This window comes from Alteromonas ponticola, assembly GCF_012911815.1.
GTDB classification, from domain to species: Bacteria; Pseudomonadota; Gammaproteobacteria; order Enterobacterales; family Alteromonadaceae; genus Alteromonas; species Alteromonas ponticola.
Genome location: NZ_JAATNW010000001.1, coordinates 303,616 through 322,688, shown reverse-complemented (window position 1 = coordinate 322,688; position 19,073 = coordinate 303,616). Strand labels below are relative to the sequence as shown.

15 protein-coding genes are annotated in these 19,073 nt (G+C 46.7%); 8 read left to right on the top strand and 7 right to left on the bottom strand.

The features are described 5' to 3' along the window. Window position 1: 1 nt before the first annotated feature. On the bottom strand, window positions 2-1,225 hold the full coding sequence (locus HCJ96_RS01290) for a pyridoxal phosphate-dependent aminotransferase (RefSeq protein WP_169209217.1): 1,224 nt from the start codon (window positions 1,223-1,225) through the stop codon (window positions 2-4). A gap of 286 nt (window positions 1,226-1,511) precedes the next feature. Between HCJ96_RS01290 and HCJ96_RS01285 the strand changes: the two genes are divergently transcribed. The 3 genes from HCJ96_RS01285 (at window position 1,512) to HCJ96_RS01275 (ending at window position 3,766) form a co-directional block, all read left to right on the top strand. Beyond that, window positions 1,512-2,033: a hypothetical protein gene (locus tag HCJ96_RS01285; RefSeq protein ID WP_169209216.1), complete on the top strand. Its 522-nt coding sequence runs from the start codon at window positions 1,512-1,514 to the stop codon at window positions 2,031-2,033. 227 nt (window positions 2,034-2,260) lie between these two features. Then, window positions 2,261-3,055: a DUF2189 domain-containing protein gene (locus tag HCJ96_RS01280; RefSeq protein WP_169209215.1), complete on the top strand. Its 795-nt coding sequence runs from the start codon at window positions 2,261-2,263 to the stop codon at window positions 3,053-3,055. Window positions 3,056-3,415: 360 nt separating this feature from the next. Continuing rightward, on the top strand, window positions 3,416-3,766 hold the full coding sequence (locus HCJ96_RS01275) for a DUF3718 domain-containing protein (protein WP_169209214.1): 351 nt from the start codon (window positions 3,416-3,418) through the stop codon (window positions 3,764-3,766). Between the two features lie 83 nt (window positions 3,767-3,849). Here HCJ96_RS01275 and HCJ96_RS01270 read toward each other — a convergent pair whose 3' ends face one another. From HCJ96_RS01270 to HCJ96_RS01250, 5 genes are all read right to left on the bottom strand, one after another. Beyond that, window positions 3,850-6,915, bottom strand: coding sequence for an efflux RND transporter permease subunit (locus tag HCJ96_RS01270; protein WP_169209213.1), 3,066 nt, complete (start codon window positions 6,913-6,915; stop codon window positions 3,850-3,852). Further along, window positions 6,908-10,237 (bottom strand): efflux RND transporter permease subunit, encoded by a 3,330-nt coding sequence (locus tag HCJ96_RS01265; protein ID WP_169209212.1) that lies wholly within the window; start codon window positions 10,235-10,237, stop codon window positions 6,908-6,910. The genes HCJ96_RS01270 and HCJ96_RS01265 overlap by 8 nt, the downstream gene beginning before the upstream one ends. A gap of 37 nt (window positions 10,238-10,274) precedes the next feature. Next, complete coding sequence (locus HCJ96_RS01260; protein WP_169209211.1) at window positions 10,275-11,360, bottom strand: efflux RND transporter periplasmic adaptor subunit; 1,086 nt, start codon at window positions 11,358-11,360, stop codon at window positions 10,275-10,277. 190 nt (window positions 11,361-11,550) lie between these two features. Next, window positions 11,551-11,949: an OsmC family protein gene (locus HCJ96_RS01255; RefSeq protein ID WP_169209460.1), complete on the bottom strand. Its 399-nt coding sequence runs from the start codon at window positions 11,947-11,949 to the stop codon at window positions 11,551-11,553. A 5-nt stretch (window positions 11,950-11,954) separates the two neighbouring features. Further along, window positions 11,955-12,791: a CvfB family protein gene (locus HCJ96_RS01250; RefSeq protein ID WP_246261049.1), complete on the bottom strand. Its 837-nt coding sequence runs from the start codon at window positions 12,789-12,791 to the stop codon at window positions 11,955-11,957. 84 nt (window positions 12,792-12,875) lie between these two features. On the opposite strand from HCJ96_RS01250, the gene HCJ96_RS01245 reads away from it, so the two are divergent. The 4 genes from HCJ96_RS01245 to HCJ96_RS01230 are packed head-to-tail and all read left to right on the top strand — an operon-like array spanning window position 12,876 to window position 16,139. Beyond that, entirely contained in the window at window positions 12,876-13,622 is a 747-nt protein-coding gene (locus HCJ96_RS01245) for a 5-oxoprolinase subunit PxpA (RefSeq protein ID WP_169209209.1), read from the top strand. An 11-nt stretch (window positions 13,623-13,633) separates the two neighbouring features. Further along, window positions 13,634-14,323 carry a 5-oxoprolinase subunit B family protein gene (locus HCJ96_RS01240; protein WP_169209208.1) on the top strand — a complete coding sequence of 230 codons (690 nt, stop codon included), beginning with the start codon at window positions 13,634-13,636 and terminating at the stop codon, window positions 14,321-14,323. Further along, a complete protein-coding gene (locus tag HCJ96_RS01235) occupies window positions 14,313-15,260 on the top strand; it encodes a 5-oxoprolinase subunit C family protein (protein ID WP_169209207.1) in 948 nt (315 codons plus the stop codon). Before HCJ96_RS01240 ends, HCJ96_RS01235 begins: the two co-directional genes overlap by 11 nt. A gap of 15 nt (window positions 15,261-15,275) precedes the next feature. Then, window positions 15,276-16,139: a D-amino acid aminotransferase gene (locus HCJ96_RS01230; RefSeq protein WP_169209206.1), complete on the top strand. Its 864-nt coding sequence runs from the start codon at window positions 15,276-15,278 to the stop codon at window positions 16,137-16,139. Window positions 16,140-16,186: 47 nt separating this feature from the next. Here the strand turns inward: HCJ96_RS01230 and fur are convergent, their stop codons facing one another. Continuing rightward, complete coding sequence (gene fur, locus HCJ96_RS01225) at window positions 16,187-16,612, bottom strand: ferric iron uptake transcriptional regulator (protein ID WP_169209205.1); 426 nt, start codon at window positions 16,610-16,612, stop codon at window positions 16,187-16,189. Between the two features lie 444 nt (window positions 16,613-17,056). On the opposite strand from fur, the gene HCJ96_RS01220 reads away from it, so the two are divergent. Beyond that, window positions 17,057-19,063, top strand: a complete 2,007-nt coding sequence (locus tag HCJ96_RS01220) for a methyl-accepting chemotaxis protein (RefSeq protein WP_169209204.1) — start codon at window positions 17,057-17,059, stop codon at window positions 19,061-19,063. Window positions 19,064-19,073: the final 10 nt, after the last annotated feature.

Genomic DNA, 19,073 nt, shown 5'->3' with positions numbered 1-19,073 from the left:
ATTATGCCCCGATTTGCTGGTAATGTTTGAAGAAATGCTGAATTCGCGTCAGCGCGGGGCCAAGAATGTCACTGTGAGGCAAGAAAACCAGGCGGAAATAAATCCCCTGACGCACATTGAATGCGCGACCATGAACCAGCAGGATTTTCTCTGAACTGAGTAAATCCAGAACCATCTGTTCATCATTCTTGATGTTAAACTTTTTCTCGTCCACCCGCGCGAAACAATACATTGCTCCCATGGGCTTAACGCAATGTATGCCGTCAATCTCGTTCAACATTGAAGTCGCTAGATCGCGCTGAACTTTCAGGCGGCCTCCTTCTGCAATTAAATCGTTGATACTTTGATAGCCACCAAGCGCAGTCTGGATTGCGGTTTGACAGGGTACGTTGGCACACATCCGCATGGAACAAAGCATATTGATTCCATCGATATAGTCTTTAGCAACCCGCTTGTTGCCACTGACCACTAACCAACCTGCACGAAAGCCGGCCACCCGATAGTTTTTCGATAATCCACCCAGTGTCACGCAAAAAATCTCATCTGACAGTGACGCAATGCAGGTATGTCTGGCTTTGTCGAACAAAATCTTGTCGTAAATTTCGTCGCTGAAAACAATTAAATTGTGCTGTTTGGCCAGCTCAACCACGTCTTCCAGTAACGCTTTACTGTAAACCGCGCCGGTCGGGTTGTTCGGGTTTATCAGTACAATTGCCCGAGTATTGGAAGTAATTTTACTTTTGATATCGTCAATATCAGGATACCAATCGGCTTGTTCGTCACACACATAATGAACCGGGGTGCCGGATGAAAGGCTCACCGCTGCGGTCCACAAGGGGTAATCGGGGCTGGGTAAGAGCACTTCGTCGCCAGTGTTAAGCAACGCCTGCATGGCAATCATGATCATTTCTGATACGCCATTGCCAATAAAGACATCATCCACCCGAATGTCTTTAATATTCATCTGCTGATAGTACTGCATGACAGCAACCCGTGCGGCATAGATACCCGCTGAATCTGAATAACCCTGGGAGGTGGGCAGGTTGTGAATTACATCTCGCAGAATGTCATCAGGTGCATCAAAACCAAAAGGGGCCGGGTTACCAATATTCAGTTTGAGAATGCGGTGACCTTCGTCTTCCATTTTTCTGGCTTGAACTGCAATGGGACCGCGAATGTCATAGCAGACATTATCCAATTTATGAGAGCGAGATACAGGTTTCATAGTGTCCACACATCAATAGTAGTGAGCCCAGAGTATCGTACCGTGGGGTGTGGTGTTAAGTACTATTTTTAATTGAAATTGTGATCCTAAATAAATTGGTATTGAATTTTGCAGTGGTACACGTCGTTCAACGAAATACTCGGTTTTTTCGATATATGGGTAGTGGTGATACACGGTCTATTCATTCATATCTGCTTACAAAGTAGCCGTTGTGCTCAATATTGGCTGCACCTATAAATAATAATAGGAAGAGAGTATTTATGTTGGTACGTGTTAGCGAGGTAGTATGCCATTACCCTTAATCTGGCTTGGTGCAGGTATCGTCGCCGCAGCTGCAGGTGTTGAGTATGCCCGCGAGCAACAAAAATCGTCGGGCGATGTGGGCGTTTTCCCAGGCGAATGTAAGACTGAAGTTGAACCGGTAGACGGGGCCATTGTGTGTTGTGGGATCTACGGCGTGTTTCAGCATACGGGCATTTGGCTAGAAGGAAAGATTGTCGAACTGGCTGGAACCGGGCTTATTCGCGCAATATCACCCACCCGGTTTTTGGCCAACCGTAGTGGCGAGAAAATATTTGTTGCCTGTGATGCCAAACTTAACGTGCTGACACAATCTGCATGCGTTGAGCGTACTATAGCAACACTATTTCAGTTTTCTCATTATGATCTGGTTGAAAACAACTGTCATCGCTATGTGGTTCGGTGTCTGACCGGATCTAATCCTGCTATTACCCGTTTTGCGCAATTAAATGCAGCGCTCTCAAGGCATTACGCGACTTCTGTACACTGGCAGCTCGCACGCTGGTAAAAACGCTCTGGCTACGTATTGACAATACGCATAGTGGGATTGCTGCATAACCAAATAGGCTCATTACCTAATCAGATCATTTCCCACCATGAAAAATAACGAAAAAGTTGAGAACCTGTGGATCTGTGCCTATCGTAAATATAGGTATGACTAATTCGCAATGTGGATTAGTATGAATTGTGAACGATCACAGTCTGACTACCTGATCACAATTTTTCGGGGGAAATATGTCGCAGCACTTTAAAGAAACACCAAGAAACGCGATTACTGAAAGTGGCATTGCCAGGGTCATTCCCTGCAAGGAACTGGATATCAGCGATCCAATCAAATGGCTCTCGCTGGGTTTTCAAGATATGAAACGCGCGCCAGGCATTTCGTTGTTTTACGGAATAATGTTCGCTCTTATTCCATGGGCAATTACCGGGCTGGTGGCTATGACAGGGTGGCATCTGGTTATTCTGCCTGCCATAGTCTGCTTTATGTTATTAGGTCCGTTTTTAGCTGCTGGATTATATGATGTCAGTTGGGAGATGGAAAAGCAGCATAAGCCCAGCTTACGCCATTCACTTAGTGCGATGAGACGCAATGCGGTGCACGAGTGGGGTTTTGTGATACTGCTTATGGTAATGATGATTTTTTGGTTGCGGGTGGCTTCGTTAATCCATGCGCTTTATCCCCCTAGTTACGATGAAACCTATCAGAGTTTCATTCCATTTCTTGCCTTGGGTACATTGGTGGGCGTAATTTTTACTACCATCCTGCTATTTTTAACCGCCTTTACGCAACCAATATTAATGGAGAGAAAAGTGGATCTGGCCACTGCCGTATTAACCAGTGTCAGTGCGGTGTGGGAAAATAAGGTGCCGATGTTTATCTGGGGCGGTATTATTTTTACTTTTGTGGTATTGGGCTTCTTAACTGCCTTTATAGGATTTGTCTTTCTCATGCCGCTGCTTGGCTATGCTTCATGGCATGCATACATTGATGCCATCACCACCAAAAAACCGCGCAACTACGTTTAATTTGTTAAAAAACATAGCATTTTCTGATTTCCGGTGATAAAAAATTGCCGGAAATCAGTAGCTTGTTTATATCATTTTGAATCAACTACATTTTTATTAGCACATTTTGCGATAAACAATTCATTAAATTCTATTTAAATCAGCCTCTTAGCGATATGCAGTTTTCTTAATTCATTGATTTACAAATACTTTACTTCACAAATACACATTCTCAACAGACACCACGTCGTTTTTGCGCCATTAATAGTGTGTGGAAAAGAAAAGCGGATAAGCCAATAACGCTTCGCCACTAAAAGAGATGCAAGTGAAAAGTGAAAAGTGAGAAGTGAAGTAATGAATGTGATGATTAAGGGGAATTTCATGCAAAAGACCACTTTATTAACTGTTTTAAGCGCGAGTTATTTAGTGCTTTGGTCACCGGCAATATTGGCTGATTCAATCGAAACCACGGCAGCCAACAATGTCAGATTTGTTGGGCAAACAGAGTATGCGGGGTTCTGCCAGGCAGTCGTTGAGGATGATGTGAAGGTACTGAAGAAAAATGCGTCGCGCCAGGTTGGACGCTTGGCTTCTTCACAAGAGGCGGTGATTAGTCTTGTAATGGCTGATGATGGACTTCGGTGTAATGGCGACAATCTTGTTACTTTTGCTGAAAGGAGAGGCGCGCGAACAGTCCATGACTTTTTGCAAGCGCGGCTGGTTTACGAATGAAATTAGTTCAAATGATGAAAAGGCTGTTGAATCCAACAGCCTCTACAAAAAACGTGGATTATTGCTGGTATGTATTGCTTAGCTCATACCCTTACCCAGCGGGTTACCCTGGCACGACTTTCAAGGACCAATCTCTGGGTGTGGCACCTGAGCTTCAGCAAAGCGACGTAAGCCAGTGGGACCAGAAATAAACTGGTTATCGTAGAGAACAGCAATCCACCAATAATTGCGATGGCCATTGGCGAATAGGGTGGGCCATCGCCCCCAATACGTGTTGTGCCAATGGCTAACGGCACCAGCCCTAATACGGTAGTGGCTACCGTCATCAAAATTGGACGAATACGTGAAGCGCAGCCGTCGATGACTGCATCATAAAGGGGTTTACCCTCAGCAATAAGCTGATTAACTCTATCCACCAGCACAATGCCATTGTTAACCACGATACCCATCAGTATCAGCATTCCAATCATCCCCATAATAGACATCGGGGTGCCAGTGAGCATAAATGCCCAGAACACACCAGTAAATGAGAACAGCAATGAGGTAATTACCGCTGAGGGAAGCAGCAAAGACTCAAACAATGCTGCCATCACTACGTATATCATGCACACCGCTAATAACAGGTTCATTTGCATAACGCCATTGGCTTCGTCCTGTCGGCTAAAACTGCCATCAAACGTCCAGGAATAGCCATTAGGTAGTGCGACATATTGCATGGCTTGCTCTATCCGTTCACGCGCCTGTTCCATGGTCACTTCGTTTTCCAGATTGGCACCAATGGTGATGGCATTTTGCCTGAAGTTACGCGTAATCATCGACGGTTGAGGTTTAACCGAAATATCTGCAATCATATTGAGGGTGAGTGTTTTGCCTTCAAGATAGGTCAAATGCAGGTGTTTCAAACTATCTACAGACTCTTGAATGTCTTTTCCATACATGAGGCTGACATTCACTTCACCAGCCTCTCCATAGCGAAAAGTCCGTAGGTTTCGACCTCTGAGGGCTGTTGATATTAATTGAGCAACGTCTGCCGTGTTCAATTGAAAGCGATTGATTTTTTCTCTGTCCAGGCGGATTTGAACTTCTTGCCGTTCTCCGCCAAAGTCTGGTCGAACATCAGCCAGACCGTCAATGGAAGCAATAATTGGCGTGATTTCGCTGGCGATCTCACGCAAGCGCTCCGATGTTTCGCCTAACAGGGTTAATTTGACGCCACCACCATTGCCTTCTTCCCACTGAAAGGAGGGGCGGGCGCGCGCAAATGTAGGCATGGCTTCGCGGATCTGTTCTTTCAGCTCGTTGACACTTACCGGAAGGTCTTCATTCAGGGTTATCCCCGATACGGCATAGCCTGCAGTAAAGTAGGAATACACCTGCTTAATGTGAAACCTGTCCTGATTGGCATAGAGAAACCCTTCCATCTTGTTAACCGTACGTTCAACCTCTTCCAGACTGTAATTATGGGTCACATGATAGTTAAGCCACACTCTTTCAGGATCATTGTTGCCTTCTTCATCGCTGGTCACTACTTGCATGGGGATGGCCGTACTAACTAAAATAAGCATTGCAACAATCGCCGTTTTTCCCTGATTGTTCAGGGTCCAGCCGAGAATTTTGCGGTATCTGCTGATATAGCCAGGCGCGGCATTGGTTTTCTGCCGTTGTACAGGTAATTTGCTGGTCAGTAACGGAATTAGCGTTTGCGAAATGATTAAAGACGCGAATAACGAAATACAGATCGCAATGGCAACGTGTTCCAAAAAGATAGTGACATCAATTTTTACGCCCACAATGTTGGGTAAAAAGACAATTGCAGTGGTCGCTGTACCGGCAACCACTGCCAGACTGACTTTACTCACCCCCGCCTGCGTGGCTGCTGCTGTGTTGCTATGGTGTTCTCTTTCCTGAAAAATACTCTCGGTTATGACCACCGCATTATCAACCAGCATGCCCACCGCGAGTAACAAGCCCATCAATGACAGCACGTTAAGGGTGTAGCCGAACATGTACATGACGCCAAGGGTAATGCAAATCGAGAAAGGAACGGATAACACCACAATCAGCGTGGTGGTAATTTGTCTGAGAAACATAAACAGTACCACTACCGAAAGCGCGGCTCCGAGCAGACCGGCTTTGACCAGGTCAGACAGCGACGAGGTGACGCTATTAGCGATATCGTCCATGACAAACAGGCTGATGCCGTTAAACGCAGGATCCTGTTTGGCTTTCTCGACAACTCGCATGACCGCATCAGACACTTCCACCAGATTGCTACTGGATTCACGAAACACGTTAAAGCCTACCGCAAAGGTCTGGTCTAAATGGCGACCTTCAAGGCGGCGTGGGGTTTCGTAGGTGATGGTGGCAATATCCTGTAACTGCAGCCCGGGTCGAATAATGAGCTGTTTGTAGTCGTTCAGGTCGGTGAACTGGCCCACGGGATTGACCAGAATTTTTTGATCTTCGCCACGTAAGTGGCCAGCCGTCAACGAAAAATTAGCTTTACTTAACACGTCATACAGTTGTGCAGTATCCACATGCATCGAAGCGATGCGCTCAGGAATCAAGCGAATGGCCACCTGCTTTTGCAATACGCCGTATAGCTCAACTTTAGAGACCCCGGGCACGCGCTCAATCTGGCGTTTCAGATTGCGATCCAACAAATCGTAGGCATTGGACAAATCCCGTTCACTGGATACGCGCAGTTGGAAAATCGGCATATCGTTAGTATTAAACTTAAACACCATCACCCGTTCGACGTCATCGGGAAGCAGATGCCGAATTGCATCCACTTTCTCTCTGGCCTCAATGCTTTTGGCCTTGATGTTTTCATCCCAGGCAAACTCCACCATAATTTCCGCACGGTCTTCAAACGATGTCGCCTGTAACCGCTTTATACCCGACATGGTCGCGATAGCTTCTTCGACGGGGCGGGTGATTAAGCGCTCAATTTCTGATGGGGTGGCATTTTGATAGGGCACCTGAACCACCATTTGCGGTATGTCGATCCCAGGAAATTTCTCCAGTGGCAGTAGCTTTCCTGCGGCGATACCGAAAATCAGCAGCGAGAAAAACAGCATACATATAGTGACTGGCCGATTCATTGCAAATCGCGCGAGACCGGCACCCGCCATGGCTAACTTATCCATAAGTACGCTCCTCATTGTCAGATCCCTGCAGTGTGTTGCTGGCCGTAGCATCTGCGAAGTGTTTTACGTCGAACAGACTGTAAAGCACGGGAATAAGCACCAGCGTTAACAGGGTGGCGAACAGTAGGCCTGAAATAACCGTAATTGCCATGGGAGCGCGCACTTCTGCGCCATCACCAAAACCAATGGCTAACGGCATTAAGCCCAATATGGTAGTTAACGATGTCATCACGATGGGTCTTAGACGACTTTTGGCTGCGTCGACAATAGCGTAGTGCTTTTCCATGCCCTGACTGCGTAATTGATTAATGCGGTCTACCAGTACAATAGCGTTGTTGACTACGATACCGCTGAGCATTATCAGGCCGATAAAGACCACCACGCTCACCGTTGTGCCGGTTAACCATAATCCGTATATGGATCCAGCCGCGGCCAGGGGCACGGCAAATAGAATCAGCAGTGGATGCAGTAACGACTCGAATTGTGACGCCATCACCAGATAAACCATAAACACCGCCAGCAACAGCGCAAATTGCAACGAGCGGAAACTGGTTTGCATGTCTTCACTCTGGCCAGCAATGCTGGCTTTCAGTGCCACAGGCAGGGTGATGGCATCAAGTATTTCCTGTGCTTGTGCGACTCCCTGATTCAAATCACCATAGGCCAGGTTTGCTTCGATAAGTACCACGCGTTGCTGACCTACCCGGGTGATTTCACTGGGCCCTGAGCTCATAAAGACATCCGCTACTGCGGCGAGAGGAATGGGTTGCTCACTCTCGGGATTGATTATAATGGCCCTGACATCCTGAACATTATCGCGCTGGCTGTCATTGGTGCGCACTATTACGTCGATTTTTCTATCGTCAAAGCTGAACTGCGTTGCCACGCGACCACCCACCTGAGTGGCAATCAATTCTGAAATGTCCGCAGCATTTAAATTCAATTGTGCCAGGCGAGGATGGTCAAAGACCACTTTCAGCTCGGGATTTCCATCGCGTAAACTACGTGTCACATCAGCGAAGCGGCTGTTTTCGGCAAGTTGTTGTTGGATCTGTTTACTGTAAGTTTGCAACTGATTGAGATCATACCCCTGCAATTCAATCTGTACTGGCGCAGCAAATGAAAATAATTCTGGCTCGCCGAAGGTACTCTGTACCCCAGGTTGACGCTGTAGATGGTCACGCATGGCCTGCTTCACGTTTAGTAATTCATTTTCATTTGCACCAGGTTGCATTACCACGTTTAAGCGCCCCCAATGATCGCCACCCTGAGTGGGCGATGCACTTAGCAAGCTACCGGTTCCGGCAAGGGAATAGGTGCGTGACACCTGGGCGAGGTTTTCGGTCATGTTTGCTAATCCAGCCAGGGTCTGATCGGTTTGTTCCACCGTGGCCCCAGCGGGCAGATTGATGTCTACGTAGAACTCGCCTTGGGACATGGTCGGTATCAATTCCATTCCCAATCGAGGAATAAGAAAAAATGCCCCCGCGGTGATGGCAATGGTAACGGTTAGCACAGCGACACGTGCTGACAGAGCAATACTGAGCAATCCATTGTAAAACCGTTCAATGCCCCTGAAGCAAACAGTAAATAACCAGGCAAAGGGTTTGAAAATAACGTGCAGGGCGCGACTGGAAATCCGCCACAGACCAATAATTAAAGTCATCAGTGCGGCGGGTAAATAGACAAACACAAAGCGTAATATCAGTGCGATGGGAAACAAAGCCCAATAACCAATTTTACCGAGCCAGGTTCGTGGAAGTGCTTTTGGTTGGTCGGTTAAAAAGACGTCCGCGTGCGTTGGCGCACTACCTTTTTTGCGGCTCGCCAGACAAGGGATCAAGGTAAGTGCAATAATCAGTGAGGCTAACAGCGCGAAAGAAACCGTTAGCGCCTGATCTCTGAATAGCTGACCCGCGATACCTTCTACAAAAATCAATGGCACAAAAACAGCCAGCGTTGTAAGGGTAGATGCCAGAATTGCGGAAGAGACCTCTTTGGTGCCTGCTGCTGCCGCGTTGGCGGTTTCTGCCTCACCCAGAACACGCTGTTTCTGCTTGTGGCGGTCGATGTTCTCAAGTACTACGATGCTGTTGTCAACCAGTAGCCCAACGGCCAGTGCGATACCACCTAAGCTCATAATATTCAGGCTGATGTCGTTGCCGTACATCAGGTTAAAAGTGGCGATCACTGAGACGGGTATCGACACTGAGATGATCAGAGTTGGCCAGAACTCCCGTAAAAACAGATACAACACCAGCATGGCGAGAATGCCACCCACAATGGCGGCGGATTTGACATCAGCTATGGCTTGTTTAATAAAAACACTTTGGTCGTAGGTGGTCTTTAGTTCATACAGTTGTGGCATTGATGGCGTGATAGTATCAAGTCGCTCCTGAACGCGGCGGGAAACGTCTACAGCATTGGCATCACCCTCTTTGTAGATGGCGATTTCGATACCTTCAATACCGTCAAAACGCGTAACCGCATCGCGCTCTTTGTACCCTGCAGTGACACTTGCCACATCTTTAAGTTGCAGTGCGCGGCCTTCCACGTTGCCAATGTAAAGCTGTTCAATTTCCTGTAGCGATTCAAACTGGTTTAAGGTCCTGACCAGGTAGGTCTGGCTGCCATCATTGATGCGGCCGCCGGCGGCATTCACGTTTTCGCTTTTTAAGCGGTCAACGATAGTTTTCAGGTTGATATTGAGTCGGCTGGCTTTTTGTTGGTCGATAAGAATTTGAATTTCGTTTTCCAGCCCACCACCCACTTTAACTGACGCTACGCCTTCTATAGACTCCAGGTCACGCTTGATCTGTTTTTCTGCATACACGCGCATGGCCTTCATTGCGTGTACAAATGCCGCTTGATCAGCTGGTTGACTGGCTTGGTTAAAGCCTAAGCCCATTTTCAACACGGGGTCAAAACTGGGATTGAATCGCAGCAACCTTGGCTTATCTACATCGAGCGGTAGTTGCAAGATGTCCAGTTTTTCGCGCACTTCGAGGCTGGCAAAATCCATATCCGTGCCCCAGGCAAACTCCAAAATTACATCAGACTGTTCGGGACGCGAAACCGACTTAACATTGCGCACCGCTTTCACTACGCCAATGGCCTCTTCAATCGGTTTTGAAACCAGTTGCTCGATTTCAGCGGGGGCCGCACCTGTATAATCGGTACGAATGGTCAGGGTGGGGTAGGAAAGATCGGGAAGTAAGTTAACCGAAAGCCTGTTTAAAGCCACCATCCCAAATAACAAAATGGCGAAGGTAAACATGGCAACGGCCACTGGACGTTTTACCGCAATATCGACTATACGCATGGTGCTTGCTCCAAGTATTATTTTTATTGTCGGCTAGTTAGCTGCTGACCACTTCAACGGGGGCACTGTCTTTCAAATTCTGATGCCCTACAGTGACAACCTGTTCCGCGCTTTTCACGCCAGACAGAATCTCGATAGTATTGCCTTCTTCATAACCTAGGGTAACGTCGCGTTTTTTGGCTACGCCATCTTCTACCACGAACACACTGTTCTTATTGTCGATTGAAATAATGGCCTGACGCGGTAGCAAGGTAGCGTTTTCGTGAGTGTCATAATTGATGGCGACTTCACTGAACATTCCGGCCATCAGCTGTGCATTGTCATTGGGTACGCGTAGAGTTACTTTGAAGGTACCTGTTTTGGCGTCGACTACCGGGCTTATGCGTTCAATATAGGCTGGGATTGCGGCGTCTTCGAGTGCAGGGATGGTGAGTGAAGCCTGTTGATCTCTGCGAATTCTCGGTAATTCACTTTCTGGCAAATAGACAATGCCCTGAAGTATTTTTTGCTGAACAATATGAAACATACGTTCACGTTGAAATGATTCTGTCAGGTTGCCGACCTTGGCATTGCGCTCAGCAATAAATCCACTGATGGGGGCGACGATAGTCGCTTCTTTTAAATCCAGTTCGGCTAATTTGACGGTGGCCTTAATCGATTCATATTGCGCCGCAAGTTTGTCATAGGTGTCGTCGCTGACCAGCTTTTTAGAATACACTTTGTCAATTTTCGCCAGCTCCTGTTCGATACCTTTTAAATCAGCGCGGGCTTTTCTGAGACTTAACTCGTAGCGATTAGGATCCAGTTGAGCCAGTACCTGGCCTTTCTCAACGTAATCACCTTCTTCAACGTAAATGTTTTCGATGATGCCTGAGGCCCGGGCGACAACAAATGCCTCTTCCTTCGCTTCTAATATTGCGGTGGTGGTGTAGTTTGATGCAATTTTGCCCAGTTCAGCAGTATGAACTTCGACAGGAATTGCCAGTACCTTTTCTTGCTCGGCTTTGGCTGATTCCGCTGCCAGTGTGGCATCAGCATTGTTGCAACCAGACAATATTAACGGAGCAGTTATGAACGAAGTAAACAGGATGGCTTTGGTGATCTGACTTAAGGGCTTATCCATGGTAGTAACCTTGCAAATTATTTTTAATGGTGACGAATAACACCAATTTGCATTCAGTGTGCCATAGCGAAGCTTTATAAAACTTTAACTAAATCAATAGGATACAAGGTGGTTGTGGAAAGGGCGAAATCGTACTTAGACTGAAGTTTCGTCGATTTCGCCAAAAGTTAGTGGTTGTCGCTAAACAAAATTACCGTTCGATAATTTCATAAGAAGTTGAAATATCGACAGCGTCTTTAAGCATCAACATGACCGAACAATATTTTTCTGCCGAAAGATCTACGGCCCGGGAAACCGCTTTGTCAGTCAAACCCGCCCCCTCGACGACGTAGTGAGCGTGAATTTTGGTGAACACTTTGGGTGCTGACTCAGCACGATCAGCGGTTAAGTCACACTCACAGTGCTCAATATCAAAACGCCCTTTTTTCAGTATGTCGACCACATCGATACTTGAACAGGCACCGGCCGCAATCAAAACCGATTCCATGGGGGACACGGCTTGTCCGTTACCGTCCATCACCGTTTTGTAGCCGGTGTCAGTTTGACCGGTAAAGGTAAGATCTTTGTCCCATTTAACTTTTGCTTTCATCTGGCTCATTTTTTCGCAGTTTCCTGATTGAGTTTTATCATGTCTGGGTTAATCGTTATTCGACGTTGTTTATACAGTGACCCCAGCGCTTTTTTGTACGCGCCTTTACTGACATTAAAGCGTTTATAAATATCTTCCGCTGGACTTTTATCCGTTATCGTAGAAAATCCACCGTGGGCTTCCAGATCGTCAATTATCTGTTGCTCTAACGTGGCACGCCCCATATGTAATTTAGGTTGCAAGGCGACATCAATTTTACCGTCTTCTCGAACGGTCTTGATAAATCCTTTCGTCTGATCACCAATTTTCAATGGCTTAAAGGCGTCGCTTTGAAAAATTAAGCCCAGACAGTTTTTATTTATCAGTACTTTGTAACCTAGTTGGGTCTTAGCATAGACCTGACAGTCTACTTCATCGCCTTCATGCAGATAATGGTTTTGTTCCTGATAAAAAGGATGTAAGCGGGTAGCCCCCATCAGACGTCCGGTTTGTTCATCCAGATAAACGTGCACCAAGCAACGCATCCCCTGGTGAACGGGGAACTCCTGCTGCCGTGTTTTTACCAGCAAGTCTTTATCCAGCCCCCAGTCAAAAAATGCGCCGAAGTCGGTGACAGAAACTGCTGTCAGCACCGCTGTTTCGTCGATCATTACCGCGGGTGGCTCCGGGAAAGCAACCAGCTCGCCGTGTTCATCGGTGCCTACAAAAACCTCAATCTCATCACCCTTTTTTATATTGTCAGGAGCGTCATCAAGCATTAACGTAACTAAACGTTCTGCTTCATCAGGCGTAGAAAGGTGAAAGCCAAAGGGGAGTTCGGCTATTACTGTTAGCCGATTCATCTTGCCGGTGTTTATCATAACGTCCAAATGTGGATAGAATTACACATACAATGATAACTAAATGTAAGGATAAGCTGAACATTTATGAAATTAAATTGTGATTTAGGTGAAAGTTTTGGTGCATGGAAGATGCCTGTTGAAGACGCGATCATGCCTTTAATCGATCAGGCTAACATTGCATGTGGTTATCACGGTGGCGATCCAACAGCCATAAAACAGGCGCTGGCACTGGCGAAGCGCTACGATGTTGAGGTGGGCGCGCATCCTGCTTATCCAGATCTGCAAGGGTTTGGCAGACGCAGTCTGGCGATGAGCGCTGATGAAATTATCGCCATGTTGCATTACCAGATAAGCGCCTTACACGGCATGGCTATCTGCGAAAATACTGCGATAACCTTCGTAAAACCCCACGGTGCGCTATACAACGATATGCTGTCTTGTTCAAATGTGCGCCATGCGGTGATGGATGCCGTTGGCCAATTTAATGCGGCCTCGCTGACATTGGTGATGCAGGCGCACCCCGAGTCTAAACACTTTGAGGATGAGGCCAATGAGCGTGGGTTATCTGTGCGATTTGAAGCGTTTGCCGACCGCTGCTACACCGATGAGGGCGCATTGGTATCACGGCGCAAGCAGCATGCGGTGTTATCCTATGAGAAAGCACTGGAGCAAAGTGAGCGATTGATCAGTGAAGGCTGTGTCATCACTGAAAATGGCAATAAATTGTCGCTCAACGTCGATACCTTGTGCGTGCACGGTGACACGGCCGACGCCATCAGGATGGCAACGGCAATTCGACAATTAATAACCCAATCGTCAACAACCGCGTAATGGCTTTGGACATGAAACTTTTTAAAGATGTAAAAACCATTGCACATGCTGGCATGGATGGCTTGATTTTCTATTTTTCCGGCGAACCGGTGCAGGCGAATCAGCGGGTGCAGCAATATATGCTGTCCATTAACCATGCTAAACCTGATTGGTTAAAAACACTCATTCCCTCCTATGACTCTCTGCTGGTGTGTTTCGATTGTTTTAAAGTCGATGCGCATTTTGTCTATCAGTATCTGGCTGCCCACGAACTTACTCACGCCGTTTCAATCGACGGCTCCCATCATCAAATACCGGTGTGGTACGACAGCCCGCAGGCAAATGACTTTGAACAAATAAAGAACCAAACGGGGCTGGACAAAAGCGAGGTCATCAAATTGCATACCTCTTATTCCTTGCAGGTATTTGCGGTCGGTTTTGCTCCGGGGTTCGCGTATATGGGAGAACTGCCGGAAGAACTGGTGTGCCCACGTTTGGCCACACCCAGAAAGAAAGTGCCTCAGGGGGCGGTGGCCATAGCAGAAAAACAGGCTGCAATTTATCCGTTCAGTTCGCCGGGCGGATGGAATTTGCTTGGTTTGTGTCCCTGGTACTATGAACTCACCGATCCGGGGGATTTACCCGAATTTTCGGTGGGGGACAGTGTTTCATTTTATGCAATTAACGAAAAGCAGTTCACGGAGATGGCGAATGACCGATAAGTTACCCATTGGTTTTGTCATTGAAGACCCGGGTTTATGTGCAATCATTGTTGATAATGGCCGCGATAGTGGGCTGGATAGAGGTTTTTCAGAAGGCGGGCCACTGGATGAGACGGCTTACTTTTGGTCAAACTGGCTGTGTGGCAATGCTGAAGGTGAGCCAGCCATTGAGTGTATCGGCTCAATTGCCTTTACCGTTAAAGCCCGAGCGGCAATTGCGGTTACCGGGCCCGATGTCACGCTGACACGCAATGGTAATGCCTGTCCGAGCTGGCAAACCCTGAACGTTGAGCCGGGTGATAAGGTGACTGCCAAGTCATTATCTCCCACCGCCAAGGTTTATCTTGCCATGAGTGGGAAATGGCTGTTGAACGAAGTTATGGGCAGTGCCGGTACAATGATGCGTGAAGGGACGGGGGGATTAGATGGTAAGGGTAAACCGCTAGACTCAGGCGATTGTATTCCCATCCGTATCGGCGACGCAGACAAAAAAGAAGTGCCAAATTGGCTGCAACCGGATTATCATTCAAATGAACCACTGGATGTGGTGCCTGGTTATCAATTTGAACATTTTTACCCACTGGCGCGCCGGCGTTTTTTTTCGGCTGATTATACGGTAACGTCCGATATCAATCGAATGGGCTATCGATTAAATGGGCCAGCAGTGACGTCAGATGTGCAAAATATGCGGTCAGAAGGCATTAACATGGGGGCAATTCAGTTCCCACAAGACGGCCAACCCATCATAATGTTACGCGATCGTCAGACATTGGGAGGCTACCCCAAAATTGGTTGTGTAGCACCCTACGATATTCCACGTTTAGTGCAACAGCAGGTGGATGGGGTTGTCCAATTTAATGAATGTGCAGCAAGTGATGCGCGAACCAAATGGTTACTCGCCAAGTCTAAACGAGTACGCTATTTAACTGAGAAGTGAAAAGTAAATATTACTATGACAACGCTAGCGTTTTTAAACAATCAATACCTGCCATTAAGTGAAGCGAAAATTTCACCTATGGACAGGGGATTTTTATTTGGTGATGGGATCTACGAAGTAATTCCAAGCTTTGACGGTCGAATCGTTGGGTTCTCTGCGCATATGCAGCGCATGGAAAATGGCTTGCGTGCGCTGGAAATTGACAATCCCTATGACCGCGATGGCTGGAAATCTATCATGCAGGCACTGTTAGAACGAAACAACCAGGAGCTGGGTGATAGCGTTGGCGTTTACCTGCACATTAGCAGGGGAATGCAGCTCACCCGAAGCCATGGCTACAGTGAAGATTTAACGCCTACTGTGTTTGCGTTCGCGTTTAAAATTCCTCCTTCTCATTCCAGTCAGCCAGAAAAAGTGCAGGGCTTGAGTGTCTCATTAGCAAAGGATTTACGCTGGCAGCGCTGTCACATCAAATCTACCTCATTGTTAGGGAACGTGCTGCACTTTCAGGAAGCGAAGCGTGGTGGCAAACATGAATCAATTCTCTTTAACAGCCAAAAAGAAATCACAGAAGCCACTACCAGTAATGTCTTTATCGTAGAGCAGGGCATTGTCAGGACACCGCCACTGGACAATCAGTTGCTACCAGGTATTACCCGAAAATTGGTAATTGAAAGTTTAATTAATGAAAACATTCAGGTAGAAGAAGTGGTGATTACGGCAGAACGGCTACTCAACGCTGATGAGGTGTGGCTGACCAGTTCAAGTAAGGAAATTGCACCCGTTATCAGTGTAGACGGCAATCAAGTTGGTAATGGTGAGCCTGGCCCGGTATGGCGCAAGGCGCTATTGGCTTACGACCTTTACAAGTTCAGTTGACATAAAAAAGCCTGCTTCACGCAGGCTTTTTATCAATGATACGTTAGTCAGTCTTGCTCTTCGCAATTATCTTTATTGCATTCACCATATAGATATAGACTATGGTGGGTCAGCGTCATGTTGTTTCTTTTGGCAACTTCCGTCTGACGCTGCTCAATGACATCATCTTCAAACTCGACAACTTTACCGCATTTTAAACACACCAGATGATCGTGATGGGCTTTCTGGCTGATTTCAAACACAGACTTGCCACCTTCAAAGTGGTGGCGATTGAGAATTCCCGCATCATCGAATTGGTTCAACACGCGGTAGACGGTCGCCAGCCCAATTTCTTCCCCATGTTCAATCAATATCTTATAAACATCTTCTGCACTGATATGCTGATTTTGAGGTTCCTGAAGAATTTGAAGGATTTTCAATCTTGGAAGGGTAACTTTGAGTCCCGCTTTTTTTAATTCTTTGTTTTGATCCATAGATTGTAATAGCTGGCTGCTTAAAGATAGGCTCTATTATAGGTAACTTGCTCAGATTTGGAAGTAAAAGCCGAGTATAAAATGATAAGTGATTAAAAAAGGACCATTCGGAAGCGTAACGCCATCCTCAAGCCACAAAAGCTCGAGCCAAAGAATGTATCTCAAGTTTTACAAAAAAGTTACGATAACTTTAATAAACCTGGTTTTTTTGTGGTATAAAATTGAGTTAATACAACACAAACCCCGTGCACAATAAAAAGAACTAATTCTGTGTTGATATGCTAGTGGTGCACGCATGGCTTTAAACTTTATTACTAAGCTCGATTTTGAAAGCAGTGAATGCCTGCTGTCAGATAGTGCGTAACATAAAAAAAAGCGAATTTGTTTTCACGCAACGATAAAAACAATAAGTGGAAACAGAAATTAATATGAGCGAGTCATTTCATGCAGTTAACGGTCGTCAAAAAAATTACCCTGGGTTTTGCGCTTTTTGGTTGCTTACTTTTGCTAACCAGTATTTTGTCTTATTTCGGTTTGAACGATATTCGCCAATCAGCCGTGGTGGTGATAGAAGAAAAAATGCCCGTTCAGGCGCAAACAGTCGAGGTGAAAACCGATATTCTGAATCTCGCACGGATTACTGCGAATGGTTATCACGAATCAACAGTACAGGGTCTGGCCGAAAACCGCACTGAATTCGATGCGAAAGCAAAAACGTTTACCGAGCAGCGCAGTCAACTGGTCTCCATGCTCAGTTCCAGTGATACACTGGCCCTGGCAGTATCCTCGAGTGACACCTACTTGAACGAAAGCGTCGCCATGTACGAGGCAATTCGGCAGCGGCAGGCTCTGGAAGCCCAGTTGGCCACCAAGCTGGAAGAGGTGTTGCGGGTGGCGGATGAGGGTAGCGCGTTAATGCTCGATTTGTCTTATCTGGACAGTAATGATCCTACGGTGAACACGCTGATCGGAGCAGGTACAACAATCGATAATAAATTGTTAACCATGAACACCGCGATTAGCGAATTGGGAACCACAAATGACGAACAGGTGACCCAGAATATTATTGAAGATCTGCAGTACCAGCTCAGTAATCTACAAGTGGACAAAGAATATTTAAACCGCTTAGCACAGGACGTGGACGATGGTGGCACGGTAGACATGTTTAACGAACAATATGAAATGCTGGTTGACGGGTTGCAGGGGGAGAATAGTCTGGTCGCCTTACAACAGCAAAAGCTGGCAAGGATTGCTGCAAGTAACCGTCATCGTCAAACGGCGTCAGAAGCATTAAATGTTGCCCTTACGAGTATTAATACTCTGTTTGACAATGTGCGCCAGTCAAGTCTGGACGGGCAAAACGATATTTTAGAAACGGTGCAAAATAATCTGATGAGAAATCTTATCGTGTCTGCATTTGGATTGGTGGCGGCGGCAATCCTGGCGGTCATTTCTACCCGCAGTATTGCCCGGCCTTTAGCCAGAATTAATCGCGGCCTGACCATGTTGAGCAAGGGCGATTTATCCAAAAAATTGCGTGACGAGGGCAACGACGAATTCTCTGATCTTGCACGAAAAGTGAATAGTTTGACAGACAACTTAAGAGAGTTAATTGGGAATATTCTCAAACAGGAAAAACAGCTTATCACGGTAACTAAAGAAAGTGTGTCGATGGGTGAGCGCAGCTTGCAGGATGTTGATCAGCAGAGAGAACAGGTACAAGTTACGTCACGCAATACTGAGAATGTTCAAAGTACCAGCAGAAGCAACTTAGAGCAGATTAACCTGGCAATGGAAAAGCTCAATTCGGTTTCCACCCAAAGCGATCATATTTCTCAACTCGTGCACGAAAATCGCAGACAGGTTGAGAGCCAGGCCTCGCAGGCAGAGGAGTCTGCAACAATTATCCATCGTCTGGATGAAAATAGCCGCAATATTGGCAGTATTTTAGATGTCATCAAGACCATCGCAGAACAGACCAATTTGTTGGCTCTGAATGCGGCGATAGAGGCTGCACGCGCGGGAGATCAGGGACGAGGTTTCGCTGTGGTTGCAGATGAAGTACGAACGCTGGCCACCAGAACGCATGATTCAACGGAAGAGATTGAATCGATGATTGGCAGTTTGCAGCAAGATGCCGCGCAAGCGGTTAAGGCGATAAATTTAGGTCGGGAGCAAGCTAAGAAAGGGGTTACCATCACCAGTCAAGTGAGTGAACAGGTAGAGGATATTCGCAAAATTATTGAAGCGTTAAGTCAGATTAACCATCATATTGTGGATGACACCCGGATGCAGGATAAATTGCTGGCCGATGTTGCTGATAGCCTTAACACCATTGTCAGTCTTGCTGACTCAAGTGCTGAAAGTACACGACTGTCTAATGAATCGGTGATGCGACTGGACGCTCAGGTGGAATCGTTGAAACGCGCGGTTGAACGTTTTAGCCTGTAAGGGAGGGGAG